The sequence below is a fragment of the Streptomyces sp. NPDC029169 genome (assembly GCF_055563935.1).
Genome location: NZ_JBVHXA010000018.1, coordinates 147,330 through 173,715 on the forward strand (window position 1 = coordinate 147,330; position 26,386 = coordinate 173,715).

Genomic DNA, 26,386 nt, shown 5'->3' on the forward strand with positions numbered 1-26,386 from the left:
GCGCCCCAGCGCCGTACGCTGGGGCGCACCACTCTGGCATATGCCATGGTCAAAGCCCTGAACGAGAGTCTGAGGTCAGAGCACCGCGCCGAGGAACTCGCGGGTGCGCGCGTGCTCCGGAGCCGAGAAGATTTTTTCCGGAGAACCGGACTCGATCACCCGTCCCGCGTCGAACATCAGGACCTCGTCGGAGATGTCCCGGGCGAAATTCATCTCGTGCGTCACACAGATCATCGTGATATCCGTCGTCGCGGCGATCTCCCGGAGAAGATCCAGCACACCCGCGACGAGCTCCGGGTCGAGCGCGGAGGTCACCTCGTCGAGCAGGAGCACCTTCGGCTCCATCGCGAGCGCCCGCGCGATCGCGACCCGCTGCTGCTGCCCACCGGACAACTGCGCGGGCCTGGCCTCGCACTTGTCCGCCAGACCGACCATGTCGAGCAGCTCGCGGCCACGCGCCTCGGCCTCCTCCCGGCTCCTCCCCAGCGTCCGGACCGGGGCCTCGGTGATGTTGCGCAGCACGGACATGTGGGGGAAGAGGTTGAAGTGCTGGAAGACCATCCCGATCTTCTTACGGACCTCCCGCCGCTCCTTCTCGCCGGCCGGGTGGAGGAGCCCGCCGTTGACCCGGATGGTTCCGGCGTCGGGCTTCTCCAAGGTCATCAGGAGCCGCAGGATCGTCGTCTTGCCGGAACCGGAGGGTCCGATCAGGGTCACGTGCCGCCCCGGGCGGACCGAGAAACAGAGATCGTCGAGGACCGTCTGGTCCCCGAAGCGCTTGGTGACGTTCTGGAATTGGATCAGCTCTTCAGTGGGCAAGGCGGCGCTCCAGAGTGCGGACGAGGAGGGAAGCGGGATACGCGATCAGGACAAAGGCCACACCGACCACCGTGAGCGGCTCGGTGTACTGGAAGGTGGCCGCGGACTCCAGACGCGACTGCTGGAGGAGTTCGAGCACACCGATTCCGGCCAGGATCGGGGTGTCCTTCAGCATCGCGATGACGTAGTTGCCCAGCGCGGGCGTGATCCGGCGCAGGGCCTGCGGCAGGATCACCGTCAGCCAGGTCCGGTGACGCGGCAGGCTGAGCGCCGTCGCCGCCTCCCACTGCCCGGCCGGTACGGCGTCGATACCGGCCCGGTAGACCTGCGCGGTGTACGTCGAGTAGTGCAGGCCGATCGCGAGCGTGCCGGTGGTCAGGGCGGAGAACTGCACGCCCCACTCCGGCAGCACGAAGAAGAGGAAGAAGAGCTGCACGAGCAGCGGAGTCGTACGGACGAACTCCGTGACGGTGTGCACCGGCCAGCGCACGAGCCGGCTGCGGGCCCGGAAGCCGAGCGCCCAGACCAGGCCGAGCGTGAACGAGATCAGCGAGCCGAGCACGAGCACCTGCAGCGTGAGGAGCACGCCGTCCCAGAAGCGCGGCATGAAGTCCGCCACCGCGGACCAGTCCCAGTTCACTTCGCCACCACCCCCAGGTTCGCCTTGGTGCGCCGTTCCAGCGCCTTCATCGAGCGGGTGATCACCAGCGCGATCACGAAGTACACGACCAGGGTGACCGTGTAGATCCCGCCGCTCTCCTGGGTCGCGAGCCGCACCAGATACGCGGCGAAGGAGACGTCCCCGACGCCGAGCAGCGAGACCAGGGCGGTGCCCTTGAGCAGCTCGACCAGCAGGTTGCAGAAGCTGGGGATCATCTCGGGCACGGCCTGCGGGAGCAGGACGAGCCGCAGCCGCTGCCAGGGCGTGAAGCTGAGCGCGACCCCCGCCTCGTGCTGCGCCTGCGGTACGGAGTTCAGGGCGCCCCGCACGATCTCGGCGCCGTACGCCCCGTAGGAGAGGCCGAGCGCGAGGATCGCCGCCCACATCGGGACGAGCTGCCAGCCGGCCAGCGGCGGCAGCACGAAGAACAGCCAGAACATGAGGATCAGGGCGGACGTGCCGCGGAAGACCTCGGTGTAGAGCCCGGCCAGGAAGCGGACGGTACGGGAGCGGTGGGTGCGGGCGGTGCCGACGGCGAAGGCGACCAGCGCGGCGAGCGCGGCGGAGGCGATCAGGAGCTGGAGGGTGATCCAGATGCCGGGCAGGACCCAGTTCTGCCAGAGTCCCGCGGTCATCGGCACAGCTCCTCGGCGGTCAGGGTGGTCATCTCGGCCTCGGTGAAGCCGAAGCGCCGCATGATCCGGAAGAGTTCGCCGCTCTTCTTCATCGCATGCAGTTCGGTGTTGAAGGCGTCGCGGAGGGCGGAGTCGGTGGGGCGGAACGCGAAGCCGCCGCCGTCGATCTTCCGCTTGCCGTCGACGACGGCGGCGAACGGCTCGGTGGCCTCGGCCCTGGTGGACTTGCGGACCACCGAGCGGGCGGTCAGGGCTGTGCCGGCGAAGACGTCGACCCGGCCGGACTCGACCGCGTTGAGCCCGGCGACCTGGTCCTGGAGGATCACGATGTCCCGCTCCGGGTAGCCGGCGGCGACGGCGTAGGCGATCTCGGCGTATCCGCTGCCGGTCGCGAAACGCGCCTTCGCGCGCACCACGTCCTCGTACGAGCGGAGGTTCTTCGGGTTGCCCTTGCGGACGATGAAGGAGTCGAGCATCTGGTACTCGGGGTCGGCGAAGAGCACCTGTGCGCAGCGGTCCTTGTTGATGTACATCCCGGCGGAGACGACGTCGAACTGCTGGGAGTTGAGGCCGGGGATGAGCGAGGCGAAGTCGGTGGCCACGGGCTGGACGTCGGTAATGCCGAGCCGTCCGAAGATCACCCGGGCGAGCTCGGGAGCCTCGCCGGTGAAGGCGCCCTGTTCGTCGACGTAGCCGTACGGCACCTCGCCCGCGATGCCGAGGCGGACGGTGCCCTGGGATCTGAGCCGGCCGAGGGTGTCGCCGGAGGCGACCCGTGCGCAGCCGGCGGCGGCGGTCGTCGCGGCGGCCGCTGTCCCCCACAGCACCGTCCGCCGTCGTATCTGTTCCGTTGATCGAGGCATGGGCGCGCGGCTACCCGAAGCTGAACCGGTCATTCCTGCGGACCTCGCGGAATAACCGGAGACAGCCTCCTGTTCTCTTCCCTCGTACGTACGTCCGAGGGCAGAAGGGTCGACCAACGGTGAGCGACGCGATTCGGGGCACGGCACACGGGGACTCGCCCGTACCGCTGTCCGTACTGGACCTGGTGACCGTCGGCAGCGGGCGGACCGCGAGCCAGGCGCTGGCCACCAGCGTCGAGATCAGCAAGCTCGCCGAGCGGCGCGGCTACCACCGCCACTGGATCGCCGAGCACCACTCCATGCCCGGCGTCGCCTCCTCCTCGCCGGCCGTGATCCTGGCCCATCTCGCCGCCCACACCCGCCGCATCCGGCTCGGCTCGGGCGGTGTCATGCTGCCCAACCACGCCCCGCTGGTGATCGCCGAGCAGTTCGGCACGCTGGAGGCCCTCGCCCCCGGCCGGGTCGACCTCGGCCTCGGCCGCGCCCCCGGCACGGACGGCGCCACGGCCGCCGCCCTGCGCCGCACGGACCGCTTGGGCGAGGGGGCATTGGGGTCTCCCCTGCTCGAGCGAAGCCGAGAGCTTGGGGAAGGCTTCCCGCAGCAGCTCGCCGAGTTGACCCGGTTCCTCGACGACGACTTCCCGGACGGGCATCCGTACGCCCGGATCCACGCCGTGCCCGGCCCGGTGCAGGGGCCCTCCGGGCGCCCGCCGGTCTGGCTGCTCGGCTCCTCCGGCTTCAGCGCGCGCCTCGCCGGGACGCTCGGCCTGCCGTTCGCCTTCGCCCATCACTTCTCGGCGCGGAACACGATCCCCGCCCTCGACCTCTACCGGGACTCCTTCCGCCCCTCGGCGGTCCTCGACGCGCCCTACGCGCTCATCAGCGTCGCCGCGCTCGCCCATGACGACCCGAAGGAGGCCCGCCGCCAGGTCCTCACGGGCGCGCTGTCGATGCTGCGGCTGCGCACCGGCCGCCCGGGACTGATCCCGACGCCGGAGGAGGCGGAGGCGTATCCCTTCAGCCCGACGGAGCGGGAGTTCGTGGACAGCTGGCTCGTGAACGTCGTCCACGGCACACCGGACGAGGTCCGGACGGGCCTGGACGATCTGCGCAAGCGCACCGGCGCCGACGAGCTGATGATCACGGCCAACGCGCACGGCGGCGATGTCCGGCTGCGCAGCTACGAGTTGATCGCGGACGCGTACGGCATGCCGGAACTCGGCTGACTCCTGGGCCGGTTGGTCCACCCCGGAACGGCCGGCTCCGCAACCCCTAAGTGAACCTTAAACCGCTCGTCACCTGTGGTGGCGGGCGGTCCGCTTTTGTGCTGCACCGCTCTGACAAGGGCTTTCTCGCGCGAATTGGTCTAGTCCTCAATCTGGTTCAGACCATTGACGTGCCGTTCGCGCAGGGGCTATCTCTTCTCCCACTGCTGTACCGCGTACCCCTCATATCCCCCTCGGAGGCCCGCTCGTGCACCCCCGCAAGCCCTTGATCGCCGCGCTCGTGAGCACGGCCCTCGCCGCAGGCGCGCTCGCCGCGACCGTCGGCCTCGGGTCCGCCCAGGCGGCCGGCACCGCCACCACCGCAGCCGCCGCCGACGGCAAAGTCCGCATCGCGTACTACGACCAGTGGAGCGTGTACGGGAACGCCTTCTACCCCAAGCACCTCGACACGCGGGGCATCGCGGGCAAACTGGACGTCATCAACTACTCGTTCGGGAACATCCACCCGACCGAGCTCACCTGCTTCGAGGCCAACAAGGCGGCCGGCGACGACGCGAACCCGAACGCCGGTGACGGCGCGGGCGACTCGTACGCCGACTACCAGCGCTCCTTCGCGGCCGCGGACAGCGTCGACGGCGTCGCCGACAAGTGGGACCAGCCGATCGTGGGCGTCTTCAACCAGTTCAAGGAACTGAAGGCGAAGTACCCCCACCTGAAGATCAACATCTCGCTCGGCGGCTGGACGTACTCCAAGTACTTCCACGACGCGGCGAAGACGGACGCGAGCCGCAAGAAGCTCGTGGCCTCCTGCATCAAGCAGTACATCCAGGGCGACCTGCCGGTCGAGGGCGGCTACGGCGGCCCCGGCACCGCCGCCGGGATCTTCGACGGCATCGACATCGACTGGGAGTACCCCGGCTCGCCCGACGGCCACCTCGGCAACCACTACGGCCCTGAGGACAAGGCCAACTTCACGCTGCTCCTCGCCGAGTTCCGCAAGCAGCTCGACGAGTACGGCGCGGCCCACGGCGGCAAGAAGTACCTGCTGACCGCGGCCCTCCCGGCCGGCCAGGACAAGATCAAGAACATCGAGACGGACAAGATCGGCGCGTACCTCGACTACGCGAACATCATGACGTACGACATGCACGGAGCCTGGGACGGCGACGGGCCGACGTACCACCAGTCCCCGCTGTACTCCGGCTCGAACGACCCGACCGACCCCATCGCGCCGGGCACCGAGAAGTACTCGATCGACAACGCGATCGACTCCTGGATCGACGGCAAGCCGGCCTACGGCATCGCCGGCGGCTTCCCGGCCAACAAGCTGACGCTCGGCTACGAGTTCTACTACCGCGGCTGGAAGGGCGTCCCGGCGGGCTCCGCCAACGGCCTCGCGCAGCCGGCCACCGGCGCCTCGACGGCCCGCCCGCTCAGCCAGCAGGCCGGCATCGCCCACTACAAGGAGCTCGGCGGCGTCGTCGACAACGCGGCGACCACCTTCTGGGACGACCAGGCCAAGGCCTCGTACTTCTACAAGGACGGCGAGTTCTTCACCGGCCTGAACCAGCGCTCCATCCAGGCCCGGGTGGACTACGGCAAGCAGCGCGGCCTGGCCGGCGCGATGATGTACTCGCTCCTCGGCCTGGACACCAACATCACGCTGCTCAACCAGATCAGCGACGCCCTCGGCGGCACCACCGTCCCGCCGACCACGCCGCCCACCACCCCGCCGACCACGGCCCCCACGCCGACCCCGACCCAGACCACCACTCCGCCCACCGGCTGCGGCTCGGTCCCCGCGTACGTGGCCGGCACGGTCTACACCGGCGGCACGGTCGTCTCCCACAACGGCCGCAAGTGGCTCGCCCAGTGGTGGACGCAGAACGAGACGCCGGGCACGACCGGCGAGTGGGGCGTCTGGAAGGACCAGGGCGCCTGCTGATGCCCCGCTGCCTGCTGGTTCCCCACTGAAATGACCACTGCCCCCGCCCGGATGTCCCTCCGGCCGGGGGCAGTTCCATGCCCGCACTCAGACGGGGAGAGCCGACGCCCCGATCAACTCCGCGATACGGTCCGGGGCCACCGCCCGCGAGTACAGCCAGCCCTGCCCCGTGTCGCAGCCGATGCGCCGCAGCCGGGTCGCCTGCCCCGAGGTCTCCACGCACTCGGCGGTGACCGTCAGGCCCAGCCGGTGGGCGAGCTGGACCAGGGCCTCCACGATCAGCTCGTCCGCCGGGTTGGCGTGCGCCTCGTCCTGGAAGCCGCGGACGAACGATCCGTCGAGCTTCAGGACCGAGACCGGGAGCCGGCTCAGATACGCCAGGTTCGAGTAGCCCGTCCCGAAGTCGTCGATGGCGATCCGTACGCCCATGTCGCTCAGCGCCTGGAGCGCCTGGAGCGGGCGGCCCGCCGAGCCCATCACCGCGGACTCGGTCAGCTCCAGCTGGAGCAGATGCGGCGGGAGACCGGTCTCCGCCAGGATGCCCGCCACGTCCGCCACCAGGTCGGAGTCCCAGACCTGCCGTACGGCCACGTTGACGCTCACGAACAGCGGACGCTCGCGCGGATGGCCCTGCTGCCACTGCCGGGCCTGGCGGCACGCGGTGCGCAGCACCCACCGCCCCAGCTCGACGATCGAGCCGTCCTCCTCGGCGATCCCGACGAACCGATTCGGCGCGAGCGTGCCGAACTGCGGGTGGTTCCAGCGCACCAGCGCCTCCACACCGTGGACCGCTCCGTCCGCGAGCCCGACCAGCGGCTGGTACTCCAGCGCGAACTCCCCACGCTCCACGGCCGGTCGGAGGGTGGAGGAGAGCGCCTGCCGGGTCATCCGGTGGGCGTTGCGCTCGGGGTCGAAGAGGGTCCAGCGCGCCTTGCCGTCGGCCTTCGCCCAGTACAGCGTCGTGTCGGCGGCCTGCATCAGGCCCGTCGCGGTCGTCCCGCGGGCGCCCCGCTCCACCACGCCGATCGAGGCGGAGACGGAGAGCCGCTGCCCGGCGAGGTCGAAGGGCCGCTGGAGCGCGCAGAGCACGGACTGCGCCAGATCCGCGACCTGTTCGGTGCCGGTGGAGTCCTCGACGAGGATGGCGAACTCGTCGCCGCCGAGCCGGGCGACCAGGTGTCCGCCGCTCCTGGTGTACCCGTCGTTGTCCGCACACTCCGTCAGCCGGGCGGCCACGGCGGCGAGCAGCCGGTCGCCGACCCGGTGCCCGAGGGTGTCGTTGACGGCCTTGAAGCCGTCGAGGTCGAGGTAGCAGATGCCGATCCGCCCTGTTCCGCCATGCCTGTACGACTCGTAGGACTCGTACGAGTCGTAGGACTGGTACGACGGGTGTGAGGGCGGGCAGTCGGCGGACTCCTCGTCCTGGGCGGCCGCCGTCTCCAGGGCGACGGAGAGGCGCTCGAAGAACAGCGTCCGGTTCGGCAGCCGGGTCACCGGGTCGTGCATCTGGAGGTGACGCAGCCGGGCCTGGAGCTCGCGCCGGTCGCTGATGTCCGCGATGGAGAGCAGGACGCGGGGGCTGTCGGGCACGGGGGCGACGGTGACCTCGGCCCAGAGCGAGCGCCCGTCGGGGTGCTTGAGCCGGCGCGTGCAGCGGAAGCGGGAGCGGCGGCCGCGCAGCACCTCGCGGTACGCGTGCCAGGTGCGGCCGTCGGAGGCGAGGTCGACGAGGTCGGCGGCGGCCTGCTCGCGCAGCGCGCCGGACTCGGTGCCGAAGAGGGTGCCGAGGGCGTCGTTGGCGGCGACGACGAGGCCGTCCTGGTCGACGACGGCCATGGCGAGCTGCGCGGCCCGGAAGGCGGCGCGGTAGTCGCGGAGTTCCGCGTCGGGCGGGCGGACGTGATCGGGCGGGCGCACGTTGTCGGGCTGGCAGGCGTTGTCGGGCGGGCGGACATTGTCGGGCGGGCGGAAATGATCACGCTCCGTGATCATAGGCATCGGCTCCCGTGCGGGCGAGAGCCGGGTGTGCACCGGTCCTTCGGGGGTTCCGCTCACCGCTCGCTCCCGTAGTGCAGTTGGGCCGTTCAGATGTGGTCGGGATGGGGTCGGCCAAGGAAAGTGTGCCGATCATAGGGGCAGTCCCCGGGGTCATTCCAGCTTCATGGGTGCCCTCCGGCCCGACGGAGGCCGTGAGGCTCCCCCCGACGCGGCCCGGCCGATCGTTTCTGCGCGGGTCTGACGCGGGTCGGCGGGGGCCTGACCGATTGTGACGTTCCGTGAGCCGATGAAGGCGCGTGTCGCGTCGACGCCATGTCGCCCGCTCACCCGACTGGGGCAGCGGAAAAGTGCGAAACACCGCAAACCGTCACAAGGTGGGTGAGGTGTCCCGCATTCCGCAGCCGGAGGTCCACGTGAGGGGTCAGCAGCCACCCGGGGGAGTGGAACGAGCGCGGCTGCGTGCCTCCGCCGCGGCCTTCACCTCCCTCGTGGCGCTCGCCGCGACGGGACTCGTGGCGGGCCCCGCCGTGGGCGCCCCCTCGGCCGGTCCGTGCGCCCTGCCCCGTACCGCCGCGCACCACTCCCTCGGCCTGGACACCTGGAACGGCGCCTATCCGAAGCCCGCCCGCTCCCTCGACGCGGTCATGATCTTCCTGTCGTTCCCGGACTCCGCCCCGCTGACCACCCCCGGCGAACTGGCCGCCGACCACTTCCCCGGCACGAGCGACTTCTTCCGCCGCGCCTCGTACGGACGCTTCGCGCTGCGCGCGCACACCCGGCCGGAGTGGACCGTGATGCCGAAGGACTCGACGGCGTACGCCATACGGCGCGACTGGGACGCGGCGAAGCGGACGGCGTATCTGCGCGACGCGCTCGGGGCGGCGAACCAGAAGGTCGACTTCTCGCGGTACGACATCGTCTATCTGGTCGCCGACCCCGACGCGCCGGGCGTGGACTCCGACGCCACGAAGGTCGTCAACCTGGAGCACCCGGTCACGGTGGACGGCAAGGAGATCAAGCGGGTCGTCACCGTCTTCGAGCGGCACCCACCGGACCGCAACGTGCTGGCACACGAGACCGGGCACGTCTTCGACCTGCCGGACCTCTACCACCGGCCCATGGACGGCAAGGGCGACTGGGACACCCATGTGGGGGACTGGGACGTCATGGGCAGCCAGTTCGGGCTCGCCCCGGAACTCTTCGGCTGGCACAAGTGGAAGCTGGGCTGGCTGGAGCGGCGCCAGGTGACCTGCGTGGAGGGGCCGGGCAGCCGTCTGCTCAGCCTGGAGCCGCTGGCGGCGGCGCCGGTGGCCGGCGGCTCGGTCGGCAACCGGCTCGCGGTCGTACGGACGGGGACGGGCACGGCGCTCGCGATCGAGGCGCGCGGGGCGACGGGCAACGACCAGGACACCTGTACGGAGGGCGTGCTGATCTACCGCGTACGGAACGAGGCGGCGTCCGGGGACGGGCCGATCGAGGTCGTGGACACCCATCCGCGGACCGAGGCCTGCTGGGACCGCTCGGTGTACCCGCCACTGGCTGACGCGCCGCTGCGGGTGGGCGAGACGTTCACGGTGCCGGGGGAGGGCACGCGGGTGGAGGTGGCGGACCGGACGCCGGCGGGGGCGTGGACGGTGAAGGTGACGGTGCCGTCAGTGTGAGGGCGTATGCGGCGTATGCGGCGTATGCGGCGTATGCGGCGTATGCGGCGTATGCGGCGTATGCAAGAAGGCCCCTCGCTTGCGCGAGGGGCCTTCTTCGTCTGTGCGCCGCCAGGGACTCGAACCCCGGACCCGCTGATTAAGAGTCAGCTGCTCTAACCAACTGAGCTAGCGGCGCCTGCTGACGTCGTAGACCTTAGCACCCTGATCGGCGGGAGGAAAAATCGATATCCGCACGTCCACGGCCGAGGCGGCGCGAACCGCCCGGACGCAGGCCCAGAGCATGACCTCGGGGCCCGGCAGCCAGGGGTGGCGGGTGTCGGGGGCGACGACCCAGCGGGGGCCGGGGCGCTGGAGGGGCGTGAGCGGGGGGATCGTCACGGCGTCCCCGGTGCCGTGGCAGAGCGGGGGCGGGACGGCGTCGCCCCACTCCTCCCAGCGCAGGAGCGCCGGTAACCGCTGGGCGGTACCGGGCGCGGCGAAGAGCAGCATCCGCCCCCGGTGGAGAGCGACGGGCCCGGAGCCCGGGCCCTCCGCCCAGAGCCGCTCGAGCATCCGCCGCCCGAAGATCGCGTCCACGCTCACGACGTCGAAGGCCGTGCCGCAGGGGAGCACGGCGGGGGCGGCGGGCCTGTCCTCCCAGAGCGCGAGCGTGGAACGCGGATACGCGGCGGCGGACGCGAGCCACTCGGCGCCGTCGGCGGTGACGTGCGCGGACTGATGACACCGCTCGTCCTCGGCGTCGCTCCGGGCGGGGCTCAGGGGCGTGTTGTCTCGCAGCCATGCGCTCATGGGTCAAGATCTACCGCCAGTGACGACCCGGTTTCCGAGTGTTGCCGGAAACCCGGACAGGGGTGGGGCGGGGGGAGTATCTTTCGCCCCGGCATATGCCAGGCGACGGTGGCGCCACAAGCTGCGGCGCCTCGGCCGCCGCCGACCGGCACGCGCCATGCGCCGCCGGGGCCGGCCGCGGGCCGGTGCGGGGGTCGGCCGGACTGGCGGTCGGCCGGGTCCTCTGCCGGCATCGGTCGCTCGTCGGGGCCGGCCGTCCCGCCGGACCAGCCGTGCGCCGGGCCGGTCGCCCGCCGGGGCCAGCCGTGTCGCCGGACCAGCCGTCTCGCCGGACCAGCCGTCTCGCCGGACCAGCCGTCTCGCCGGACCAGCCGTGCGCCGGCCCGGTCCCCCGCCGGGGCCGGCCGTCCCGCCGGACCAGCCGTGCGCCGGCCCGGGTCCCCCGCCGGGGCCGGCCGTCCCGCCGGACCAGCTGTCCGCCGGGCCGGTCCTCCGCCCGCATCCGTCGCCCGCCGGGCTAGTCGTCCTTTGGGGTGTCCGTCGTCGTGCGGAGGAGGTCGCGGCCGAAGGCGATCATGCGGCGGGCGTAGTCCTCCGTCCATTCCGCTCGTTCCGCTACGTCCGCCGCCGTCAGGCGGTCGAAGCGGCGGGGGTCGGCGAGCTGGGCCGCCGCCATCGCCTGGTACTCGATCGCGCGGTCCGTCGCCGCGCGGAACGCGAGCGTCAGCTCGGTCGCGCGCGCCAGCAGCTCGCGCGGATCCTCTATCGACTCCAGGTCGAAGAAGTGCTCCGGGTCGGCGGTCGCCTCGGCGGGCTCGAAGATCAGCGGGGCGGGCCGGAGCCGCCGTTGTACGTTCCGCTCCGCGGATTCCGCCATCGTCCTTCTCCTCCTCGCACGCACGCGGCCCGGAAACCCGGGCCTCCGTTCCATTGTCCCGCCTCGCGCAAGGGGGCGGGCCGGTGATCAGTCGCCGAGGCCGCGCAGATACACCGCGAGCCCGCCGAAGAACTCCCGTTCGGCGTCGACGCCCGGGGCGTGCCGGGCCGCGTCCGTCATGTACGGGAAACGGTCCTCCGGCAGCTCCGCGATGGCCGTCGTCCCCGCCCCGGCGAGGGACCCGAGGTGTTCGAGCTGGATCGCCCCGACGACGTAACCGATCAGGCCGCGCAGCGCGACGACCCGCTCCTCGCCCTCGATCCCGGCCTCGGCCAGGAGCCCGAGCACCGACTCCGACCAGCGCAGCAGTCCGGGCAGCCGGTGCCGGTGGGTGAGCGTCAGCGGCACGGCGGCGGGGTGCGCGCCGACGCTGTCGCGCAGCCGCCGGACCATGACCTCGATCCGCTCCCGCCAGGGCGCGCCGGCGGCCGGCGGCGGAGTCGGGTCGACGGAGCTCAGGACGCGCTCGGCGACGAGCCCTTCGAGTTCGTCGCGGTCGGCCACGTACCGGTAGAGCCCCATGGTGCTCATCCCGAGCTCCTTGGCGACGGTGCGCATCGACAGGCCGGCGAGTCCGTCGCGGTCGATGACGGCGAGGGCGGCGGCGGCCAGCTGGTCCTGGGTGAGGGAGCGCGGGCGGGGCATGGGTTGACAGCGTACGCCATACGCCTACGCTCTTAGGGGTACGCCGTACGCCTACGTGGAGGTTGTTCCATGCTCATGCCCGGCGCGCCCGCCCCCGCCCGCACGCTCGACCCGGTCCTCGGCCCGCCGGTCGCCGTGCCGGACCCCGAACGCCTCGTCCACCTCCAGTTCCGCCGCTTCGCCGGCTGCCCGATCTGCCACCTCCACCTGCGGTCGTTCGTCCGCAGGCACGCGGAGATCGAGGCGGCCGGCATCCGGGAGGTCGTGGTCTTCCACTCACCGCCGGAGGAACTCCACCCGCACCTGGACGGCCTGCCGTTCCCGGTCGTCGCCGACCCCGAGAAGCGGCTCTACGCGGCGTACGGCGTCGAGACCTCGCCCCGCTCGTTGTTCTCCCCGCGCGCCTGGTGGCCCGTGGCCCGGGCCGTACTCCTCGGCACCTGGGAGATGGTGCGCGGCCGCGAACGCCCGCCGGTGCTCAACCCGCGGGGCGGCCGGTTCGGCCTGCCCGCCGACTTCCTGATCGCCCCCGACGGCCGCGTCGCCGCCGTGAAGTACGGCGAACACGCCGACGACCAGTGGCCGGTGGACGAACTCCTCACCCACGCGGCCGCGACCCGCGCCACCGACCTCGACGGCCTCACCCCGACGACGGGCTGACCCTCAGGGGCGCCAGGTCACGCGGTGTTCTGCCAAGTGCGAGAGCACCGCGTGGTTCGCCTCCCAGCCGTCCGGGAACTTGATCGTGACGCCGAGCTGGACCGGCTCCGTCGAGGGGTGGTCGTCCAGGAGGTCCGTCACGCCCGCGCGGCAGACGACGATGCAGGCGTGGCGGTGGCGGGAGGCCAGGACGCACAGGCGGCCCGTCTCCAGGTGGAAGGCCGTGGCGTCGGGGCGGCCCGACAGCGGGTGGAGGACCACCGTCACGTCGTACTCCCGGCCCTGGAGCCGATTCGCCGTGTCCACGGTCACGCCCGAGACGCCCAGCTCCGCAAGGGCCGCCCGCACCGCCGCCGCCTGGTCGCGGTGGGCCGTGCCGACCGCGATCCGGTCCGGGGTCAGGGGCGTGGGGTGGGGAGACCGTTCCGAAACCGCCGCGCCGCCCCGGTCAAGCAGCCGGCGGACCACCAGCGCCACCGCCCCGACCGCCTCGGGGTCCGTGCGCGGAGTGTGCCGCGCCGGGAGTTCCAGCAGGCCCCAGCCCGACTCCGCCGCCTCGTCCAGGACCCGGTCGGGACCCGAGCCGTCCGACGCCACCCCGAACGTGAGCCGCCGGTCACCGGGCCCCGTACCGCTGCGGAACCGCGTGTACGGATAGAACGCGTCGGACACCAGCGGCGCCGCCGACGCCGGCAGCCGCCACGACACCGGCAGCCGGTGCTGCGGCAGATCCGGATTGTGCGCGAGGAGCGTGGAGACGGCGGACGCCGACGGGTCGTACGACAGTCCCGCCCACTGCTCCGCGCCGACCACCGAGAACGGATCCAACTGCCCGGGGTCGCCCACGAACAGCGCCCGCTCGAAGAGCCCCGCCACCGCCAGCAGCGCGTCCGAGCGCATCTGGTACGCCTCGTCCACGATCGCGTGCGCCCACGGCTCCACGTTCTTCACATGCGCCCACTTCGCGGCCGTCGAGATCGTCACCGGAAGCCCGGTCAGATCCCCCGCCTTCGCCGACTTCCGTACGTTCTCCAGGTCGTCGAGCGCCTTGTCGTACGGATCACTGTCGTTGGAGTGCAGCCGCCCCACCGGCAGGTCCGGCTGCTTCTCCGCGAGCCGCAGCACCAGATCGTCCACCTGGGCGTTCGTCTGCGCGACGACCATCAACGGCCGCCCCGCCTCCGCCAGTTCGAGCGCCGCGCGGACCACGAGCGTCGACTTGCCGGCCCCCGGCGGGGAGTCCACGACCACGCCGCGGGCGTCGCCGTGCAGCGTGTCGGCCAGGATGTCGGCGGTCGCCCGCGCGGCCGCCGACGAGGGATCGAGGGTCACAGCAGGTCCTCCGGCGTGACGGTGTCGGGCAGTTCGGCGACGTCGGACCGCGGCGGCCCGCCGTGCGTCCAGGGCGTCTCCTCCGGGTCCGGCAGCTTCGCGCCCACCCGCTGGTCATGCTCGAAGAGCGTCCAGGCGATCCGCTCGCCCTTCTCGGGCACCGACCCCTCGGCGGGCTCCTTCGACCGGCCCATCCGGTCCATGACCCGCAGCACGAGCGAGCCGTCCTCCTCGTACCGTACGAACTCGGCCGTCTGCGGCTTGCCTTCGAGCGAGCGGTACACCTTGACCCCCACGCCCAGGTGCGGGCGGTCGTCCGTACGGACCGCGAGCAGCGGGCGCGGCGAGGGGCGCTTCGACTCCGACCAGGCCATCGTCACCTCCACCACCTCCGTGACGAACGCCTCGCCCGCGAACCGCCGCCCGGCGAGGACAAGGGGATCGTCCAGGGCCTCCTGCGCCTCCAGCTGGCCCTGCGCGGACTCGCGCGCGGCCAGCTTCTGCGCCGCCGTCACCGCGTCGTCGCGGCGCGGCTGCGGCGGCTCGCCCGCCGTGACCCGGTCGCGGTGGCCGGTGAACGACCAGCGGTCGCGGGTCCAGCGGTCCGCCACCCGCGCTCCCTCCGGCAGCTCCCGCAGCAGGTCGAGTGCCCGCCACACCGCGTCCCAGGTGGGCGTGAGCTGGGAGACGATGAGCCGGCGGATCTCCCGCTCGGCGCGGTGCAGTTCGGCAAGGCGCGCGTCGGCACTCTCGCCGTCCTCGGCGGAGGCCAGCGCCTGCCGGGCCCGGTCGAAGCGCTCGATCGCGGGCGCGAGCAGCCGGTTGTCGAAGGCCGGGTCGGTCGCGGGACCGGCGGGCGGGCACAGCAACTGACCGTCCCTGTCCCGGCCGAGCTCGGCCCGCAGCGCCGCCTCGGCCCCGGACTGCCCGTCGTCGGGGTCGATCCAGGCGAGCAGGGCGCCGAGGTGCTGGTCCTCCAGGGAGGACTGGCCCGTCGCCCAGTGCCGGTTCAGCAGGTCCGTCGCCGAGAGCAGCAGCGAGGAGCCCGGCACCCGCGCCCGCTCGCCGAGGTGCGTCAGCCAGCGGCCGAGGAGCGGCACGCGCGGCGGGGCCGGGAACGGCGTCTCCGGGTCCTGCTCGGCCGTCCGCCGGAACCGCATCGACCGCCCGAGCAGCCGTACGTACTCGATGCCCGCCCGGCTCGGCACGATCAACTGCGGCGCGTCCGCGCAGAGAGCGACCTCGACCTTGACCTTCTTCCCGGTCTCGGGATCGGTTTCGTTGCGCTCGGCGGGCTCCACGATGTCGGTGAACGCATCGATGTACGGCAGGACCTCCTCGGCCAGGTCAGCGAGGAACGCGAACCGCAGGTCCCGGTCGCGCGGTTGCGCGACGACCAGGAGCCGGGGCTCCTCGCGGTCGGTCCCGACGAGCGCCCCGAGCGGCGCGCCCGCCTCACCGGCCGTCGTCAGCGGTACGAGGACGAGCGGCCGCCCCGACACATGCCGGTGCCGCACCGTGGCCAACGGCTGCGCCCGCCCGGACTCGACGGCCTCGAGCCGGGCGAGGGTGGAGATCAACGACATGAGCAGCCTCCACGGGGGCGTGCGGTGCCAGGGTGGTCGGTGATCCGGCCGGGGCGTGCCGTGCCGGGGCGGTCGGTGATCCGGCTGGGGCTTGGCGTACCTGGGTGGTCGGTGGTCTGGCCGAGGCGCGTCGTGCCCGGGTGGTCGGTGATCCCGAGGGATCCTGTGCGCGCGTCCTGCGCGTGGTGACCGGCGCGCCGCGCCGGGGCCGGGGGGCGGGTCAGCATGCGAGCGCCTCCTGCCCGGGGATCCGCGCGGGCGCGGCCGCCCGGGCCTGCGCCAGCGCCTCGTCGCGCAGTGCCCGCGCCCGGCGGAGCGCCTCGACCGTGGGGTCGGCCGCGTCGCCCTCCTCGCCGCGGGCCGCCGCCAGGACCGCCCCGATCGTGGTCAGGCCGCCCAACTCGCCCCGTACCGAACGGCCCAGCGCCTCGACCGCGCCCGCGAGCCGGGCCCGCTCCCGGCAGTGGAAGGCCAGTTCGCACGCGGACAGGCACTCCGGCGCGTACGCATGCGGAACCGACTCCACCGCCGCCGCCAGCTCCTCCGCCGAGCAGGCCTCGACATCGAACGTGACGCCCTCCGGCAGCGCGGCGGCGATGTCCTCGATCCGGGTGAGCCGGCCCAGCTGACGGCGGGTCACCGCCAGCTGCTTGCGTACGTCGACGACCGAGGCCGTCGGCAGGTTGGAGAAGTCCTTCGGGCAGACGAGGAGCACGCTGTGCGCCACCTCGGCGCCTTCCGTCAGCGCCGCGACCCGCTCCAGGGCCAGGACGTACACCGCCGCCTGGCGGGCCGCCGCGCCCACCTTGGAGGCGTCCGCCGAACCATCGATCATCGGGAACGACTTGATCTCCACGACCGTCCACCGGCCGTCGGGATGCACCACCACCGCGTCGGGCTCCAGATAGGCGGGGGAGCCCGCCACCTCCAGCGCCAGCATCGGGTGGTCGAGCAGCGCCCACCGCCCCGCGGCGGTCGCCTCGCGCAGCGCGAGGGCGGTGCGGGCAGCGCGGCCCTCGGGTCCGGCCGCCGTGAGGTCCGGGACCGCGACCGCCCCGGGCTCCTCGATGCCCAGCAGCCGCAGCAGCTCGCGCCCGCCGTCCGCCTTGACCTTCGCCTCGAAGGCGTTGCCCCGCATGAACGCGAACTGCGACTGCCCGAAGGCGGCCGGCGAGCCGAGCTTCGCCGCGAGCACGGTCTTGTCCACCCCGGCGCCGTCGAGCAGCGCACGCCGCCGGCAGCCGGGGTTGGCGGCCAGCGCCGCCAACGCCCGCGCGTCCAGCGGATGCGGCACCACGGCCGGTCCACGCAGCTCGGCCAGCCGGTGGCGCAGTGTCGTGTGCGGAGGTCGAGGAGCTCCGCTGCCCAGGGATTCGCTCACCCGCGGAAGTCTCCCATCCGCCACTGACAAGCGGGGCCCCACGCGCGTACCGACCGGGCGAGCGTCGCCGCGAATTCACGTGGGTGATGATGGAACGACACCCCCTACGACACCCCCTACGCCACACCCGATACGTGAACCCCTGGAGAGCCTTCATGGCACCGCGCATCCTGCTCGCCCGGCACGGCCAGACCGAATGGTCGCTGCTCGGCCGCCACACCGGCAGGACCGACATCCCGCTGCTCGACGAGGGCCGACGCGGCGCGAAGCTGCTCGGCGAGCGGCTGCACCGGGGGGCGTGGAACGGGCTGCCCAACCTGGAGATCCGTACCAGCCCGCTGGTACGCGCGCGGGAGACCTGCGAGATCGCGGGCTTCGGCGAGCGGGCCCGGGACTGGGACGCGCTGATGGAGTGGGACTACGGGGCGTACGAGGGGCTGACCCCGGCGCAGATCCAGGAGATCCAGCCCGGCTGGCTGCTGTGGCGCGACGGCGTGCCGGAGGGCGAGAGCCTCGCGGACGTCTCGGCGCGGGCCGACGAGGTCGTGGAGTGGGCGCGCTCGGAGGACCGGGACGTTCTGGTCTTCGCGCACGGGCACATCCTGCGCACGCTCGGGGCGCGCTGGCTGGGCGAGGACATCTCGTTCGGCGCGCGGATCCGCCTCGACCCGACGAGCCTGTCGGTCCTGGGCTGGGCGTACGGCATGCCGGCCCTGGAGCGCTGGAACGACACGGGGCACCTGGAGTAGACGCGGGGCACCTGGAGTAGTCGTTCAGCGGGCGGTCGCCAGGACCCGGCTCGTCTCCGTCAGGATGCGGCGGATACGGGAGGACTGGACGTCGCCCAGCGAGTCCACCACCCGCCGCGCCTCCGCCGCCGCCTCGTCCGGGCGGCCCGCGTGGGCCAGGTCGCACGCCAGCTGGGCCCGATAGAGGGCGAGGTTGCGGGCGAAGTGGGGGTTCTGGAGGACGGTCGCGCGGTGGGCGTGGCGGGCGGCCCGGCCCCAGTCGCCGAGCGCCGCCCAGCACCCGGCCTCCAGCGCCTCCAGCTCCGGCTCCCCGAAGAACGACATCCACTCCGGGTCGCTGTCGCCCTGGCCCCGCGCGAAGTGGGTGTGGGCCCGGCCGAGGGCCTGCTCGCAGGCGGCCCGGTCGCCGAGTCCGGCCCAGGCCCCCGCCTCCCGAAGGGAGAGCAGGGAGAGCAGCCGGGCGGAGGAGAGCGGCTGTGCGGCCCGCAGGCCGGCCTGGGCGGCGCGGACCGCCTCCCGGTACCGTCCCGCGTCCCTGGCCAGGAACGACGTGTTGCAGAAGGCGTGCGCCTCCAGGGCGGGATCGCCCGCCACGCGCGCGGTGGCGAGGGCCTCCGCGTAGTGCGAGCGGGCGTCGTCGAGGCGGCCGGAGTCGTGGGCCAGCCAGCCGACGGAGATCGCGAGCTCGCCCGCGCCGGCGTGCAGCCGGTCCTCGGTGGAGCGGCGGGCCGACGTGCCCGCGTCGAGCAGGGCGTACGCCGCCCGCAGCGGCTGAGCGGCTGACTTGTACAGACCGTCGGCGCCGTGCCGGTCGTCGAGCAGCCGGATCTGCCGTACGGCGTCCTCGACGGCGCGGACCTCGGCCTCGCCGATCCTGTGGGCCCCGCGGGGGGCGGGGATCGCGACGGCGGTGCCGCCGAATCCCAGCGAGGCGGCCGCCACGGTGGCGGTGCCGCTCGTCATGAATGCGCGACGCAGCACGTCGCTCTCCTCATCGTTCCGGGTCGTGATGGCGGGTGGGGGCAGTGCCCCGGCCGAGGCGGTCGGCCGTCGGCCGCGTACCGCCTCCCGCGCCGAGAAGCCCAGGTCCGCCAGGGAGAGACCGGGGAACATGTGCAGGAACACCCGCTCGTACGCGTAGTTGGGGCAGCGGATCTCGCCCGCCTCCACGCGCCCGATGTAGCGGGCGTCGCACGCGACCTGCTCGCCGATCTCCCGCGCCGCCCGGCGGACGGCCGCGGCGAACTCCGCCGGCGAGTGCTGTCCGCGGAGCCGGCGGAAGGCGAGATTGGGAACTGCCCCTGACACCGCCATGGCCGAGCCCTCTCCTGTGCTGCCGGTGTTCCGGCGGGCAAGAACGTACCTGCTGTGACCGGACGCGCACGCAGGGTTTAGCAACAAATCGGATATCTCGCTCGCGATCTGCCATGAACTGCCATCCTTTGCGGCGGCGTGCCGCCGTAGCCGTTGACGCGCACGGACGTTGAACCATGCGGAGAGACGGAACGTGTCTTCTCATGAGTGAGGAGGGGTCCCCTTGTTGGAGATCGGATCGCAGTCGACCGCGCGGCATGCGCCCACCCCGGACGCCAGCGCCCCGCACGCCGAGCCCTGTGACCTGGTGACCGTGCCGGTCCGCCAGGGCCTGGAAGCCGTGGACATCCTCCGCCGGGGCGGGACCCCGGTCGTCGGCCCGGTGCTGCACGACGGGGCCTGCGACACCCTCGGCTTCCTGGTACCGCCCGGCACGGCGGCGGGCTGGGACATGCCGGGCAGCGCCTGTACGCAGACCTCGGGGCGGGGCCTGCGGATCCCCGAGCTGCCGGAGCTGCCCGAGCCCGCCGGTGCCGGCTGGCTCCTGCCGCCCGGTGACACCGGCGAGGTCACCGACCCGGCGGTCCTCCGCGAGGCCCTCGGCCAGGCGGCCCGCCTGATCGAGGCGGCCGACGGCTGCCACTAGCCCTCCCGGGCGGGCTCTGGCCTGCGGCCCCGGCCTCCTCGTGGGGCGGGCCGGGTGCGCGGGCGCCGATAATGGGGCATGTGGCCAGGAACAAGCAGCGTGAAAAGGCGGCAGGCGCCGTCGTCGAGACCGTCGACGGGGGGCTCGCGGAGCTCATACCCGACCGGGAGCGGCCCCGCGGGTGGACGCTGCTGATCGACGGCGCCCCGCAGTCGCACGTCGACCTCGACGACCCGGGCCATCTCTCCTTCGAGTACCAGCGGCGCCTCGGCCACATCGCCGACCTCGCCGCACCGCCGAACCGGCCCCTCCAGGTCGTGCACCTCGGCGGCGGAGCCTTCACGCTCGCCCGTTACATCGCCGCCACCCGGCCCCGCTCCACCCAGCAGATCGTGGAGCTCGACGGGCCGCTGGTCCAGCTCGTCCGCCGCGAGCTGCCCCTCGACACGGCCGCCCGGATCCGGGTCCGCTCCACCGACGCCCGGGCCGGGCTCGCCAAGGTGCAGGACGGCTGGGCGGACCTGATCATCGCCGACGTCTTCAGCGGGGCGCGCACGCCCGCGCATCTGACCAGCACCGAGTTCCTCACCGAGGTCCGCCGGGTCCTGAGGCCCGGCGGTTTCTACGCCGCGAACCTCGCCGACGGCCCGCCGCTGACCCACCTGCGCGGCCAGATCGCGACCGCCGCCACCGTCTTCCCGGAGCTCGCGCTGACCGCCGACCCGACCGTACTGCGCGGCCGCCGTTTCGGGAACGCCGTGCTCCTCGCCTCCGACCGCGAGCTGCCCGTCGCCGAGCTGACCCGCCGGGTGGCGACCGACCCGCACGCGGGCCGGGTCGAACACGGCCGCGCGCTCGCCGACTTCACCGGCGGGGCGGCCCCGGTCACCGATGCCAGCGCCAAGCCCTCACCCGTACCGCCTGCGTCGGTGTTCAGAAGGATCTAGCGAGGAACCCCGGGCGTTCACGCCCGGGAGGAATCGCTTCTCTTGACTGCTCTGACCCGCACGGTCGCACGGGGCGGTACTGCTGGCTCAGCCGGGGCGCTTCTGGTTCTCGATGTACTCCTTGATGATCGACAGCGGGGCTCCTCCGCAATAGGCGGCGAAGTAGGAGGATGACCAGAAGTGTTGGGCCCCACAGGTACTTGCGGATGTGGCCCGGGAACTCCTGTCGGAGCCTGCGGGCGGAGACGCCCTTGAGTGAGCCGGCCAGACGGGACAGGGCAACCTTCGGTGGATAGTGCACAGCAGGTGCACGTGATCAGTCTCGCCGTTGAATTCGACCAGCTCGGTCTCGAAGTCCGCGCAGACAGAGCGCATGACCTCTTCGCAGTGGCGCAGGATCTCGTCGGTGAATGGTCCGCGCCGGTATTTTGGCGTGAAGACCAAGTGGGGGGTGTTCACGAGTACCGCTGTCCAGGCAAAACAGAAGCGGTTGAAGATCGCTTCCCAGCTGGCCGAAGATCGTTTCCCGCTGATGGGGAGGCCACTCGTGTCCCGTCGCACTGCAGTTGCTCAGCGAAGCTGGCTTCTGCGGAACGTCCAGCGGCAGTGAGCATCGACGCCTCAGCAGAGGGTGATGCCGAGGAGGAGCGAAATCCCTTGGTGCCTGCGACGGAGTGGACCATGGTGTCGTGATGAGCACTGAAGTGGAGCCGGTCGAGCACGCGGACCGGTGGGTCCTGAACCTCCGAGGCCTGAGTGTCGTCAGGATCAGCATCGACTTTCGGCTGACCCTCGTCCTGGACGCAGGGTGGGAAGTCGTGCTGGAAGCACCAGCTCGGCTCTCGACTGGGTCACTCCACACCAGTCCTGGCCTGCCTCTGACGCCGGAGTCCCAGGACGTGGCTGCGGCTCTTCCACTATTCGGGGCGAAGGTTCTGTCCGCGGTTGTGTTCAAGTCCGGCGTCCTGCGGATGGTGTTCGACAACGGCATGCATCTGACGTGTTCGGTCGACGCGTCGTTCGAAGCCTGGCAGGTCACAGAACCACGAGGATGGCGTTTCATCTCGTTGCCCGGTGGCGACCTTGCCGTCACCCGGTCCAGCAGCACCAGTCCGGCGAGCACACCATCGCCGACCTCGCCGAGCTCTTCTCCGCCAGCCGCGCCACGGTGTACCGCGTCCTTGAACGCCACCAGGCCCCAGCAGCAGCGCCTTCAACCTCCGGCGGGCAGTGACGTGCTGCCATACGTCTATCAGGTCACCAAGTACGACCCTGCCGACCGCGATCAGCACGGCCACTACGCCGGCGTCGAGCCTGCGACCAGTGACCACGGACCGGTCGAAACCGCATACCTGCAGGCCATCGCCGCCTTCGCCGAAGAAGCCGGTGTCGACCAGTTGGCCATCCGCGAGCCGCAGATCGGCGGTTTCGCCCACTTCGGTTTGGAGCCACCGGTCGACGGCTACGGCCTGGCCGACCTCTTCCCGGCCGGCCTCACCGGGTTCCACGACGGTGCCCTGGTACCGATGGCCGCCGGTCTGGAACTCGTCCGGGCCATGCTCCGCGACAACGGCGCCTGGTGCCGTCTGGAGGCTGAGGGAGCATTCACCGTGCACGTCGGCTGGGACCAGTACCTCTACATCGGCAGCAGCCGCCCTTGCGAAGCGGCGCTGGCCCGCACCCGCTCGCTCGGACTCTTCCCGGAACGCCTGCACGCATCGCCGTACGACTTCGCCCCCGATGACCCAGAGCACGTACAGCGCCCGGCCGACGCCGACTTCTGGGCCCGTCTGCACTGGACGGTCAGCGCCCACCGCGCCACGTTCCTGGAGGAGACCTACGCCGCGAACGCCTCCCGCTGGCACCGCCTCACCCGCGACAACATCGAGGCAGTGCGCTCCCAGTTGGCCCCTCGCGCCCAACTGGCCGTCTGGCCGGACCTGCTCACCGACGTAGACGGGGCCATGGGCTCTCTGCCCGAGGAGGGCCTGATGGAAATCCTCTGGGAGGACGAGGACGGGCGGATCACCAGCATGGTCGTGGACGAGACTCAATTCGAGGCAGCGACCTCCCAGATCACCAGCGCGCGTGCTGCCGGCGTCGTATCCCTGGCTACCGATGAGCGCCACCCGCTGTTCACCGCTGTACTGCCCGACAGCGACGGCGTTCTCCGCGCACGCTGGCAGACCGAACCAACGCCCAGCGACCGGGACTGGGCCTTCCTGAAGACCCTGCGGCGAGGCCAGGTCGTCACCGGCACGGTCACAACCATCGCCGGCTTCGGCGTCACCTTCGTGAACATCGGCGGCTTCACCGCAATGATCAACATTCCGGAACTGTCCTGGCGTCCGATCAACCACCCGTCCGACGTCGTCAGCGTCGGCCAGGAGATCACAGCCGAGGTCCTCGACGTCGACATGGTCCGGGAACGAGTGCCGCTGTCGCTCCGAGCAGTGCAGGAAGACCCGTGGCCGCAGGTCGCACAGCGAATCGGGCAGGTGGTCACCGGACCGGTCACCAAGATCGTCCCGTTCGGCGTCTTCGTCCGCATCGAAGACCGAGAGGACGGCTTCCAGGGGCTGGTGCACACCAGCGAGCTGAATGAATCGTCCGAGAAAGACATCGAGGTCGGTGACGCCCTCACCGTGAAGATCATTGAGGTCGATACCGCGCGCTGCCGCATTGCCTTGTCGCACGCCCAGGCCCGCACAACCCGCCCTCAGGGCGGCAATAAGGACGGATCGGCATGAGGAGCCAGGAGGCCGAGCTCGACCGGGACATAGCCGCGCTTCTGGCGGCCAGGGCGTTCACCGAGATCCGCCATCTGGCCGGAAGCGCACAGCACGTGGCGCAGGACAACTCCCCTGACGAGGCTCTGGACCGCATCAGATTCCTGGCCGACTTGAGCCACAATCTTCCGGGCGTCGCACGGCCACGCCCCTGGAAGCCGTCCCGTCGGGGCAAGTCCCCTGGGAGCTTCGATCAGGCGATGGCCGAACGACCGATGAGCTGGGTCTGGAACACCGCCGGCCCGGAGGCGCGGGCATGGATGCTGCATCACATCGAACAGGCAGGACTAATCTGGACGCCACCCCCGCCACTGCCTGCCTCCCGCAAGGACCCGTCGCCGAGGACACCGCAGCAACGGGTCAGCCTTCTGCTCAGGCGCTGGCCGGTCAAGGCCCCAGCCGGGCGCCAGCCACTGCCTCCGGTAGCGAACGTTCTCAAGGCCCTCGACACCGAAGCGATCTGCGCCCTGGACGACGAGGCCCGACGGCTCCGGCTCGGCCTGAGTGGAAGCGCGGCATGGCTCCGGGCCCACCTGGCCCCCGACGCCGTCCACTATCTGCTCCCGGACCCGGCCCACTACTACTGGCCCGGCACCCCAGACGGTCGCGGCGGCAAGATCGACTGGTGGCAGTGCACCACGCTGCTGCAGATGTACAACGGAGAGCAGGTCAGCGGCCTGGTCGCCGTACGCCCGGAGACCTTCACAGCGTTGCCCTCGACTCTGTCCCGCAAAGCCCAGTTGCGACTCGTCCACCGCGTCCGCTCCATCGAGCGAGACACCTACCATTGGGACAGAGACCACAAGGCCGAATGCGCACCGCAACTTTGCGGCTACGTCCCCGAAGCGAACGACAACGCTCCGACGACCACATGACCGCCGACAATGACGGCCAATGGGATTGATCGTCAGCCGGTGTATATGACCGTGCGACCCCTGCGCATGTTGGGATTTGGCTCCCAGTGTAGTGACATAGAGTAATGCTACGATCACGCGTATGAAGATCGTGACGCAGGTGAAGCTGATGCCGGAGGCCGACCAGGCCGCCGCGCTTCTCGCGACCCTGCGTACGGTCAACGAGGCCGCGTGCTGGGTATCCGGTGTGGCGTTCGAGCGAGGTGTGCCGCGTGAGTACGAGCTGCGGAAGCACACCTACGCCGAGTTGAAGGCGCGGGGGCTGGGGGCGCAGGCGGCCCAGCACGTCATCAAGAAGACGCGTGACGCCTACACCACGTTGAAGGCGAACATCCGCGCCGGGAACCTGGGCAAGCCAGGTTCGAAGCGTAGGGTCAAGGCGGAGTCGAAGCCGATCACGTTCCGGCCCCAGGCCGCGCAGCCGTATGACGACCGGTGCCTGTCCTGGCAGTACGACGCCGGCACGGTGTCGATCTGGACAACTGCTGGACGGCTCAGAGGCGTTCGGTTCGCCTGCTCCCCGGACGCGCTCAAGACGCTCCGCGAGCACCGCAAGGGCGAGTCCGACCTGATCGAACGCGACGGCGTGTTCTACCTGATCGCTGTCTGCGACATCCCCGAGGCCGGGCAGTACGAGCCCAGCGGGTTCATCGGCGTCGACCTCGGCATCACCAACATCGCTACCACCTCCACCGGCTACCGGGCTGCCGGGCGCGGCCTGAACCGGCACCGGAAACGACAGCTCGATCTGCGGAAGAAGCTCCAGGCCAAGGGCACCAAGTCCGCGAAGCGCCTCCTCAAGAAGCGCTCCCGCAAGGAAGCCCGGCACACCGCCAACGTCAACCACATCGTCTCCAAGACGATCGTCACCACCGCTGAACGCACCGGCTTCGGTATCGCCCTGGAAGACCTCACGGGCATCCGCAGCCGGGTACGGCTCCGCAAGGACCAGCGGACGTCTCTGCATTCGTGGAGCTTCCACCAGCTCGCCGCCTTCGTGGAGTACAAGGCGAAGCGGGCTGGGGTGCCGCTGGTGTACGTCGATCCGGCGTACACCAGCCAGCAGTGCTGCGAGTGCGGTCACATCGACCGGCGCAACCGCCAGTCACAAGCGACGTTCGCCTGCCGGTCCTGCGGGGCCCTCATGCACGCGGACGACAACGCGTCCCACAACATCGGCCGCAAGGGCGAGACCGTGTGGACTGCGGGGCGTGAGTCACGCGTCCCTGCCACCCCATAAGGGGTGTCTGGACGGAGGAGCCAACCCAGCAGCCAGCTGGGCGCTACCTCCAAGCCCGGTCCTTCAGGGCCGGGTCAAGTTGACATAGCGCGCTCCTCGATCTCCACGCGCGGCGCCGTGTCGTGCCAGACGCAGAAGACCGACAGCTCACGGCTGTCCCTGGTGAACGTGACCCGGATCCAGGTGGGTTGCTTCCACACCTGCATCTGCCAGCCCGAGGCCGGCGTCGCCGAGACCAGCTCCGCCGAGGTCGCGCCGAGGTCGAAGACCACCCGGCCGCCGTCCACGGCATAGCTCTTCACACTGCCGTCGGCCGGAGCGACCGTCGACGGAGAGCCGGAGGGCCCCCGCGAAGGGGTCGCGGGCGCCGTGGGAGTCGCGCTCGCGCTCGTCCTCGGCGTCGCGGAAGGGCTCTGCGGCCGCTGGGTGGACGAGGGCGGCGGGTCGTCCGTCGGCGGGCTCGCCGGTGTGCCGGTGCTGCCCGCCGGAATCGGCAGCGCGCGCGGCGGGTCGTAGACCGTACCCGCAAGCACCGTGTGCACACCCCACCACGACAGCGTGACCGCCGCGCCCGTGGCGAGCGACCACGCCATGGCGTGTACGAGTCCTCTCCGCATCCGGGCCATACTGCACCACCGCGCGCGGA

General features: G+C 71.6%; 25 protein-coding genes, 1 tRNA gene and 1 pseudogene. 12 read left to right on the plus strand and 15 right to left on the minus strand.

The genetic code is table 11. The features are described 5' to 3' along the window. Positions 1-75: 75 nt before the first annotated feature. Genes ehuA through ehuB form a run of 4 tightly spaced genes read right to left on the minus strand, consistent with a single transcriptional unit; the run spans position 76 to position 2,978 of the window. Positions 76-819 (minus strand): ectoine/hydroxyectoine ABC transporter ATP-binding protein EhuA, encoded by a 744-nt coding sequence (ehuA, locus tag ACZ4VI_RS28790; protein ID WP_468003867.1) that lies wholly within the window; start codon positions 817-819, stop codon positions 76-78. Beyond that, a complete protein-coding gene (gene ehuD / locus ACZ4VI_RS28795) occupies positions 809-1,459 on the minus strand; it encodes an ectoine/hydroxyectoine ABC transporter permease subunit EhuD (RefSeq protein ID WP_468003869.1) in 651 nt (216 codons plus the stop codon). Before ehuD ends, ehuA begins: the two co-directional genes overlap by 11 nt. Then, positions 1,456-2,115: an ectoine/hydroxyectoine ABC transporter permease subunit EhuC gene (gene ehuC / locus ACZ4VI_RS28800; RefSeq protein ID WP_468003871.1), complete on the minus strand. Its 660-nt coding sequence runs from the start codon at positions 2,113-2,115 to the stop codon at positions 1,456-1,458. Before ehuC ends, ehuD begins: the two co-directional genes overlap by 4 nt. Continuing rightward, positions 2,112-2,978 carry an ectoine/hydroxyectoine ABC transporter substrate-binding protein EhuB gene (gene ehuB, locus ACZ4VI_RS28805; protein ID WP_468003873.1) on the minus strand — a complete coding sequence of 289 codons (867 nt, stop codon included), beginning with the start codon at positions 2,976-2,978 and terminating at the stop codon, positions 2,112-2,114. The genes ehuC and ehuB overlap by 4 nt, the downstream gene beginning before the upstream one ends. Before the next feature lie 119 nt (positions 2,979-3,097). Here ehuB and ACZ4VI_RS28810 point away from each other — a divergent pair, with 119 nt between their 5' ends. Both ACZ4VI_RS28810 and ACZ4VI_RS28815 read left to right on the plus strand, forming a co-directional pair. Beyond that, positions 3,098-4,204, plus strand: a complete 1,107-nt coding sequence (locus ACZ4VI_RS28810; RefSeq protein WP_468003875.1) for an LLM class flavin-dependent oxidoreductase — start codon at positions 3,098-3,100, stop codon at positions 4,202-4,204. 247 nt (positions 4,205-4,451) lie between these two features. After that, a complete protein-coding gene (locus tag ACZ4VI_RS28815; RefSeq protein WP_468003877.1) occupies positions 4,452-6,149 on the plus strand; it encodes a glycosyl hydrolase family 18 protein in 1,698 nt (565 codons plus the stop codon). An 87-nt stretch (positions 6,150-6,236) separates the two neighbouring features. On the opposite strand, the gene ACZ4VI_RS28820 is transcribed toward ACZ4VI_RS28815, so the two are convergent. Further along, positions 6,237-8,204, minus strand: coding sequence for a putative bifunctional diguanylate cyclase/phosphodiesterase (locus ACZ4VI_RS28820; RefSeq protein ID WP_468003879.1), 1,968 nt, complete (start codon positions 8,202-8,204; stop codon positions 6,237-6,239). Between the two features lie 326 nt (positions 8,205-8,530). Here ACZ4VI_RS28820 and ACZ4VI_RS28825 point away from each other — a divergent pair, with 326 nt between their 5' ends. Further along, the gene (locus tag ACZ4VI_RS28825) at positions 8,531-9,808 is read left to right on the plus strand and encodes a M6 family metalloprotease domain-containing protein (RefSeq protein ID WP_468003881.1); all 1,278 of its coding nucleotides are present in this window, start codon (positions 8,531-8,533) and stop codon (positions 9,806-9,808) included. 104 nt (positions 9,809-9,912) lie between these two features. Here the strand turns inward: ACZ4VI_RS28825 and ACZ4VI_RS28830 are convergent. From ACZ4VI_RS28830 to ACZ4VI_RS28845, 4 genes are all read right to left on the minus strand, one after another. Continuing rightward, positions 9,913-9,986, minus strand: a tRNA-Lys gene (locus ACZ4VI_RS28830). Continuing rightward, the gene (locus ACZ4VI_RS28835; protein WP_468003883.1) at positions 9,977-10,600 is read right to left on the minus strand and encodes a bifunctional DNA primase/polymerase; all 624 of its coding nucleotides are present in this window, start codon (positions 10,598-10,600) and stop codon (positions 9,977-9,979) included. The genes ACZ4VI_RS28830 and ACZ4VI_RS28835 overlap by 10 nt, the downstream gene beginning before the upstream one ends. 517 nt (positions 10,601-11,117) lie before the next feature. Beyond that, positions 11,118-11,477 carry a hypothetical protein gene (locus ACZ4VI_RS28840; protein ID WP_468003885.1) on the minus strand — a complete coding sequence of 120 codons (360 nt, stop codon included), beginning with the start codon at positions 11,475-11,477 and terminating at the stop codon, positions 11,118-11,120. A gap of 87 nt (positions 11,478-11,564) precedes the next feature. After that, positions 11,565-12,182, minus strand: coding sequence for a TetR/AcrR family transcriptional regulator (locus tag ACZ4VI_RS28845; protein WP_468003887.1), 618 nt, complete (start codon positions 12,180-12,182; stop codon positions 11,565-11,567). Positions 12,183-12,251: 69 nt separating this feature from the next. Here ACZ4VI_RS28845 and ACZ4VI_RS28850 point away from each other — a divergent pair, with 69 nt between their 5' ends. Then, positions 12,252-12,842 carry a peroxiredoxin-like family protein gene (locus ACZ4VI_RS28850; protein WP_468003889.1) on the plus strand — a complete coding sequence of 197 codons (591 nt, stop codon included), beginning with the start codon at positions 12,252-12,254 and terminating at the stop codon, positions 12,840-12,842. 3 nt (positions 12,843-12,845) lie between these two features. Here the strand turns inward: ACZ4VI_RS28850 and ACZ4VI_RS28855 are convergent, their stop codons facing one another. The 3 genes from ACZ4VI_RS28855 to ACZ4VI_RS28865 form a co-directional block, all read right to left on the minus strand. Further along, the gene (locus tag ACZ4VI_RS28855; protein ID WP_468003891.1) at positions 12,846-14,174 is read right to left on the minus strand and encodes an AAA domain-containing protein; all 1,329 of its coding nucleotides are present in this window, start codon (positions 14,172-14,174) and stop codon (positions 12,846-12,848) included. Then, positions 14,171-15,760: a hypothetical protein gene (locus ACZ4VI_RS28860; protein WP_468003893.1), complete on the minus strand. Its 1,590-nt coding sequence runs from the start codon at positions 15,758-15,760 to the stop codon at positions 14,171-14,173. Before ACZ4VI_RS28860 ends, ACZ4VI_RS28855 begins: the two co-directional genes overlap by 4 nt. Positions 15,761-15,980: 220 nt before the next feature. Further along, a complete protein-coding gene (locus ACZ4VI_RS28865) occupies positions 15,981-17,141 on the minus strand; it encodes a hypothetical protein (protein WP_468003895.1) in 1,161 nt (386 codons plus the stop codon). 155 nt (positions 17,142-17,296) lie between these two features. Between ACZ4VI_RS28865 and ACZ4VI_RS28870 the strand changes: the two genes are divergently transcribed. Further along, complete coding sequence (locus ACZ4VI_RS28870) at positions 17,297-17,890, plus strand: histidine phosphatase family protein (RefSeq protein ID WP_468003897.1); 594 nt, start codon at positions 17,297-17,299, stop codon at positions 17,888-17,890. Between the two features lie 24 nt (positions 17,891-17,914). On the opposite strand, the gene ACZ4VI_RS28875 is transcribed toward ACZ4VI_RS28870, so the two are convergent. Beyond that, positions 17,915-19,204, minus strand: coding sequence for a tetratricopeptide repeat protein (locus ACZ4VI_RS28875; protein WP_468003898.1), 1,290 nt, complete (start codon positions 19,202-19,204; stop codon positions 17,915-17,917). Between the two features lie 223 nt (positions 19,205-19,427). Between ACZ4VI_RS28875 and ACZ4VI_RS28880 the strand changes: the two genes are divergently transcribed. Then, the gene (locus ACZ4VI_RS28880; RefSeq protein ID WP_468003900.1) at positions 19,428-19,850 is read left to right on the plus strand and encodes a hypothetical protein; all 423 of its coding nucleotides are present in this window, start codon (positions 19,428-19,430) and stop codon (positions 19,848-19,850) included. Between the two features lie 71 nt (positions 19,851-19,921). Beyond that, on the plus strand, positions 19,922-20,797 hold the full coding sequence (locus ACZ4VI_RS28885; RefSeq protein ID WP_468003902.1) for a spermidine synthase: 876 nt from the start codon (positions 19,922-19,924) through the stop codon (positions 20,795-20,797). An 87-nt stretch (positions 20,798-20,884) separates the two neighbouring features. Here ACZ4VI_RS28885 and tnpA read toward each other — a convergent pair whose 3' ends face one another. After that, complete coding sequence (gene tnpA / locus ACZ4VI_RS28890; protein WP_468003904.1) at positions 20,885-21,358, minus strand: IS200/IS605 family transposase; 474 nt, start codon at positions 21,356-21,358, stop codon at positions 20,885-20,887. Positions 21,359-21,489: 131 nt separating this feature from the next. Between tnpA and ACZ4VI_RS28895 the strand changes: the two are divergent. The 5 genes and pseudogenes from ACZ4VI_RS28895 to ACZ4VI_RS28915 form a co-directional block, all read left to right on the plus strand. Next, positions 21,490-21,879 (plus strand): annotated as a pseudogene (locus ACZ4VI_RS28895) (DUF6188 family protein); the annotation flags it as partial. Then, on the plus strand, positions 21,849-22,031 hold the full coding sequence (locus ACZ4VI_RS28900) for a helix-turn-helix domain-containing protein (protein ID WP_468003955.1): 183 nt from the start codon (positions 21,849-21,851) through the stop codon (positions 22,029-22,031). The pseudogene ACZ4VI_RS28895 and the gene ACZ4VI_RS28900, both read left to right, overlap by 31 nt. 799 nt (positions 22,032-22,830) lie before the next feature. Next, positions 22,831-23,547, plus strand: coding sequence for a S1 RNA-binding domain-containing protein (locus ACZ4VI_RS28905; RefSeq protein WP_468003957.1), 717 nt, complete (start codon positions 22,831-22,833; stop codon positions 23,545-23,547). Then, entirely contained in the window at positions 23,544-24,461 is a 918-nt protein-coding gene (locus ACZ4VI_RS28910) for a hypothetical protein (protein WP_468003906.1), read from the plus strand. Before ACZ4VI_RS28905 ends, ACZ4VI_RS28910 begins: the two co-directional genes overlap by 4 nt. 121 nt (positions 24,462-24,582) lie before the next feature. Continuing rightward, positions 24,583-25,740 (plus strand): RNA-guided endonuclease InsQ/TnpB family protein, encoded by a 1,158-nt coding sequence (locus ACZ4VI_RS28915; RefSeq protein WP_468003908.1) that lies wholly within the window; start codon positions 24,583-24,585, stop codon positions 25,738-25,740. Positions 25,741-25,814: 74 nt separating this feature from the next. Here ACZ4VI_RS28915 and ACZ4VI_RS28920 read toward each other — a convergent pair whose 3' ends face one another. Continuing rightward, positions 25,815-26,366, minus strand: a complete 552-nt coding sequence (locus ACZ4VI_RS28920) for a hypothetical protein (protein WP_468003910.1) — start codon at positions 26,364-26,366, stop codon at positions 25,815-25,817. Between the last annotated feature and the right edge of the window lie 20 nt (positions 26,367-26,386).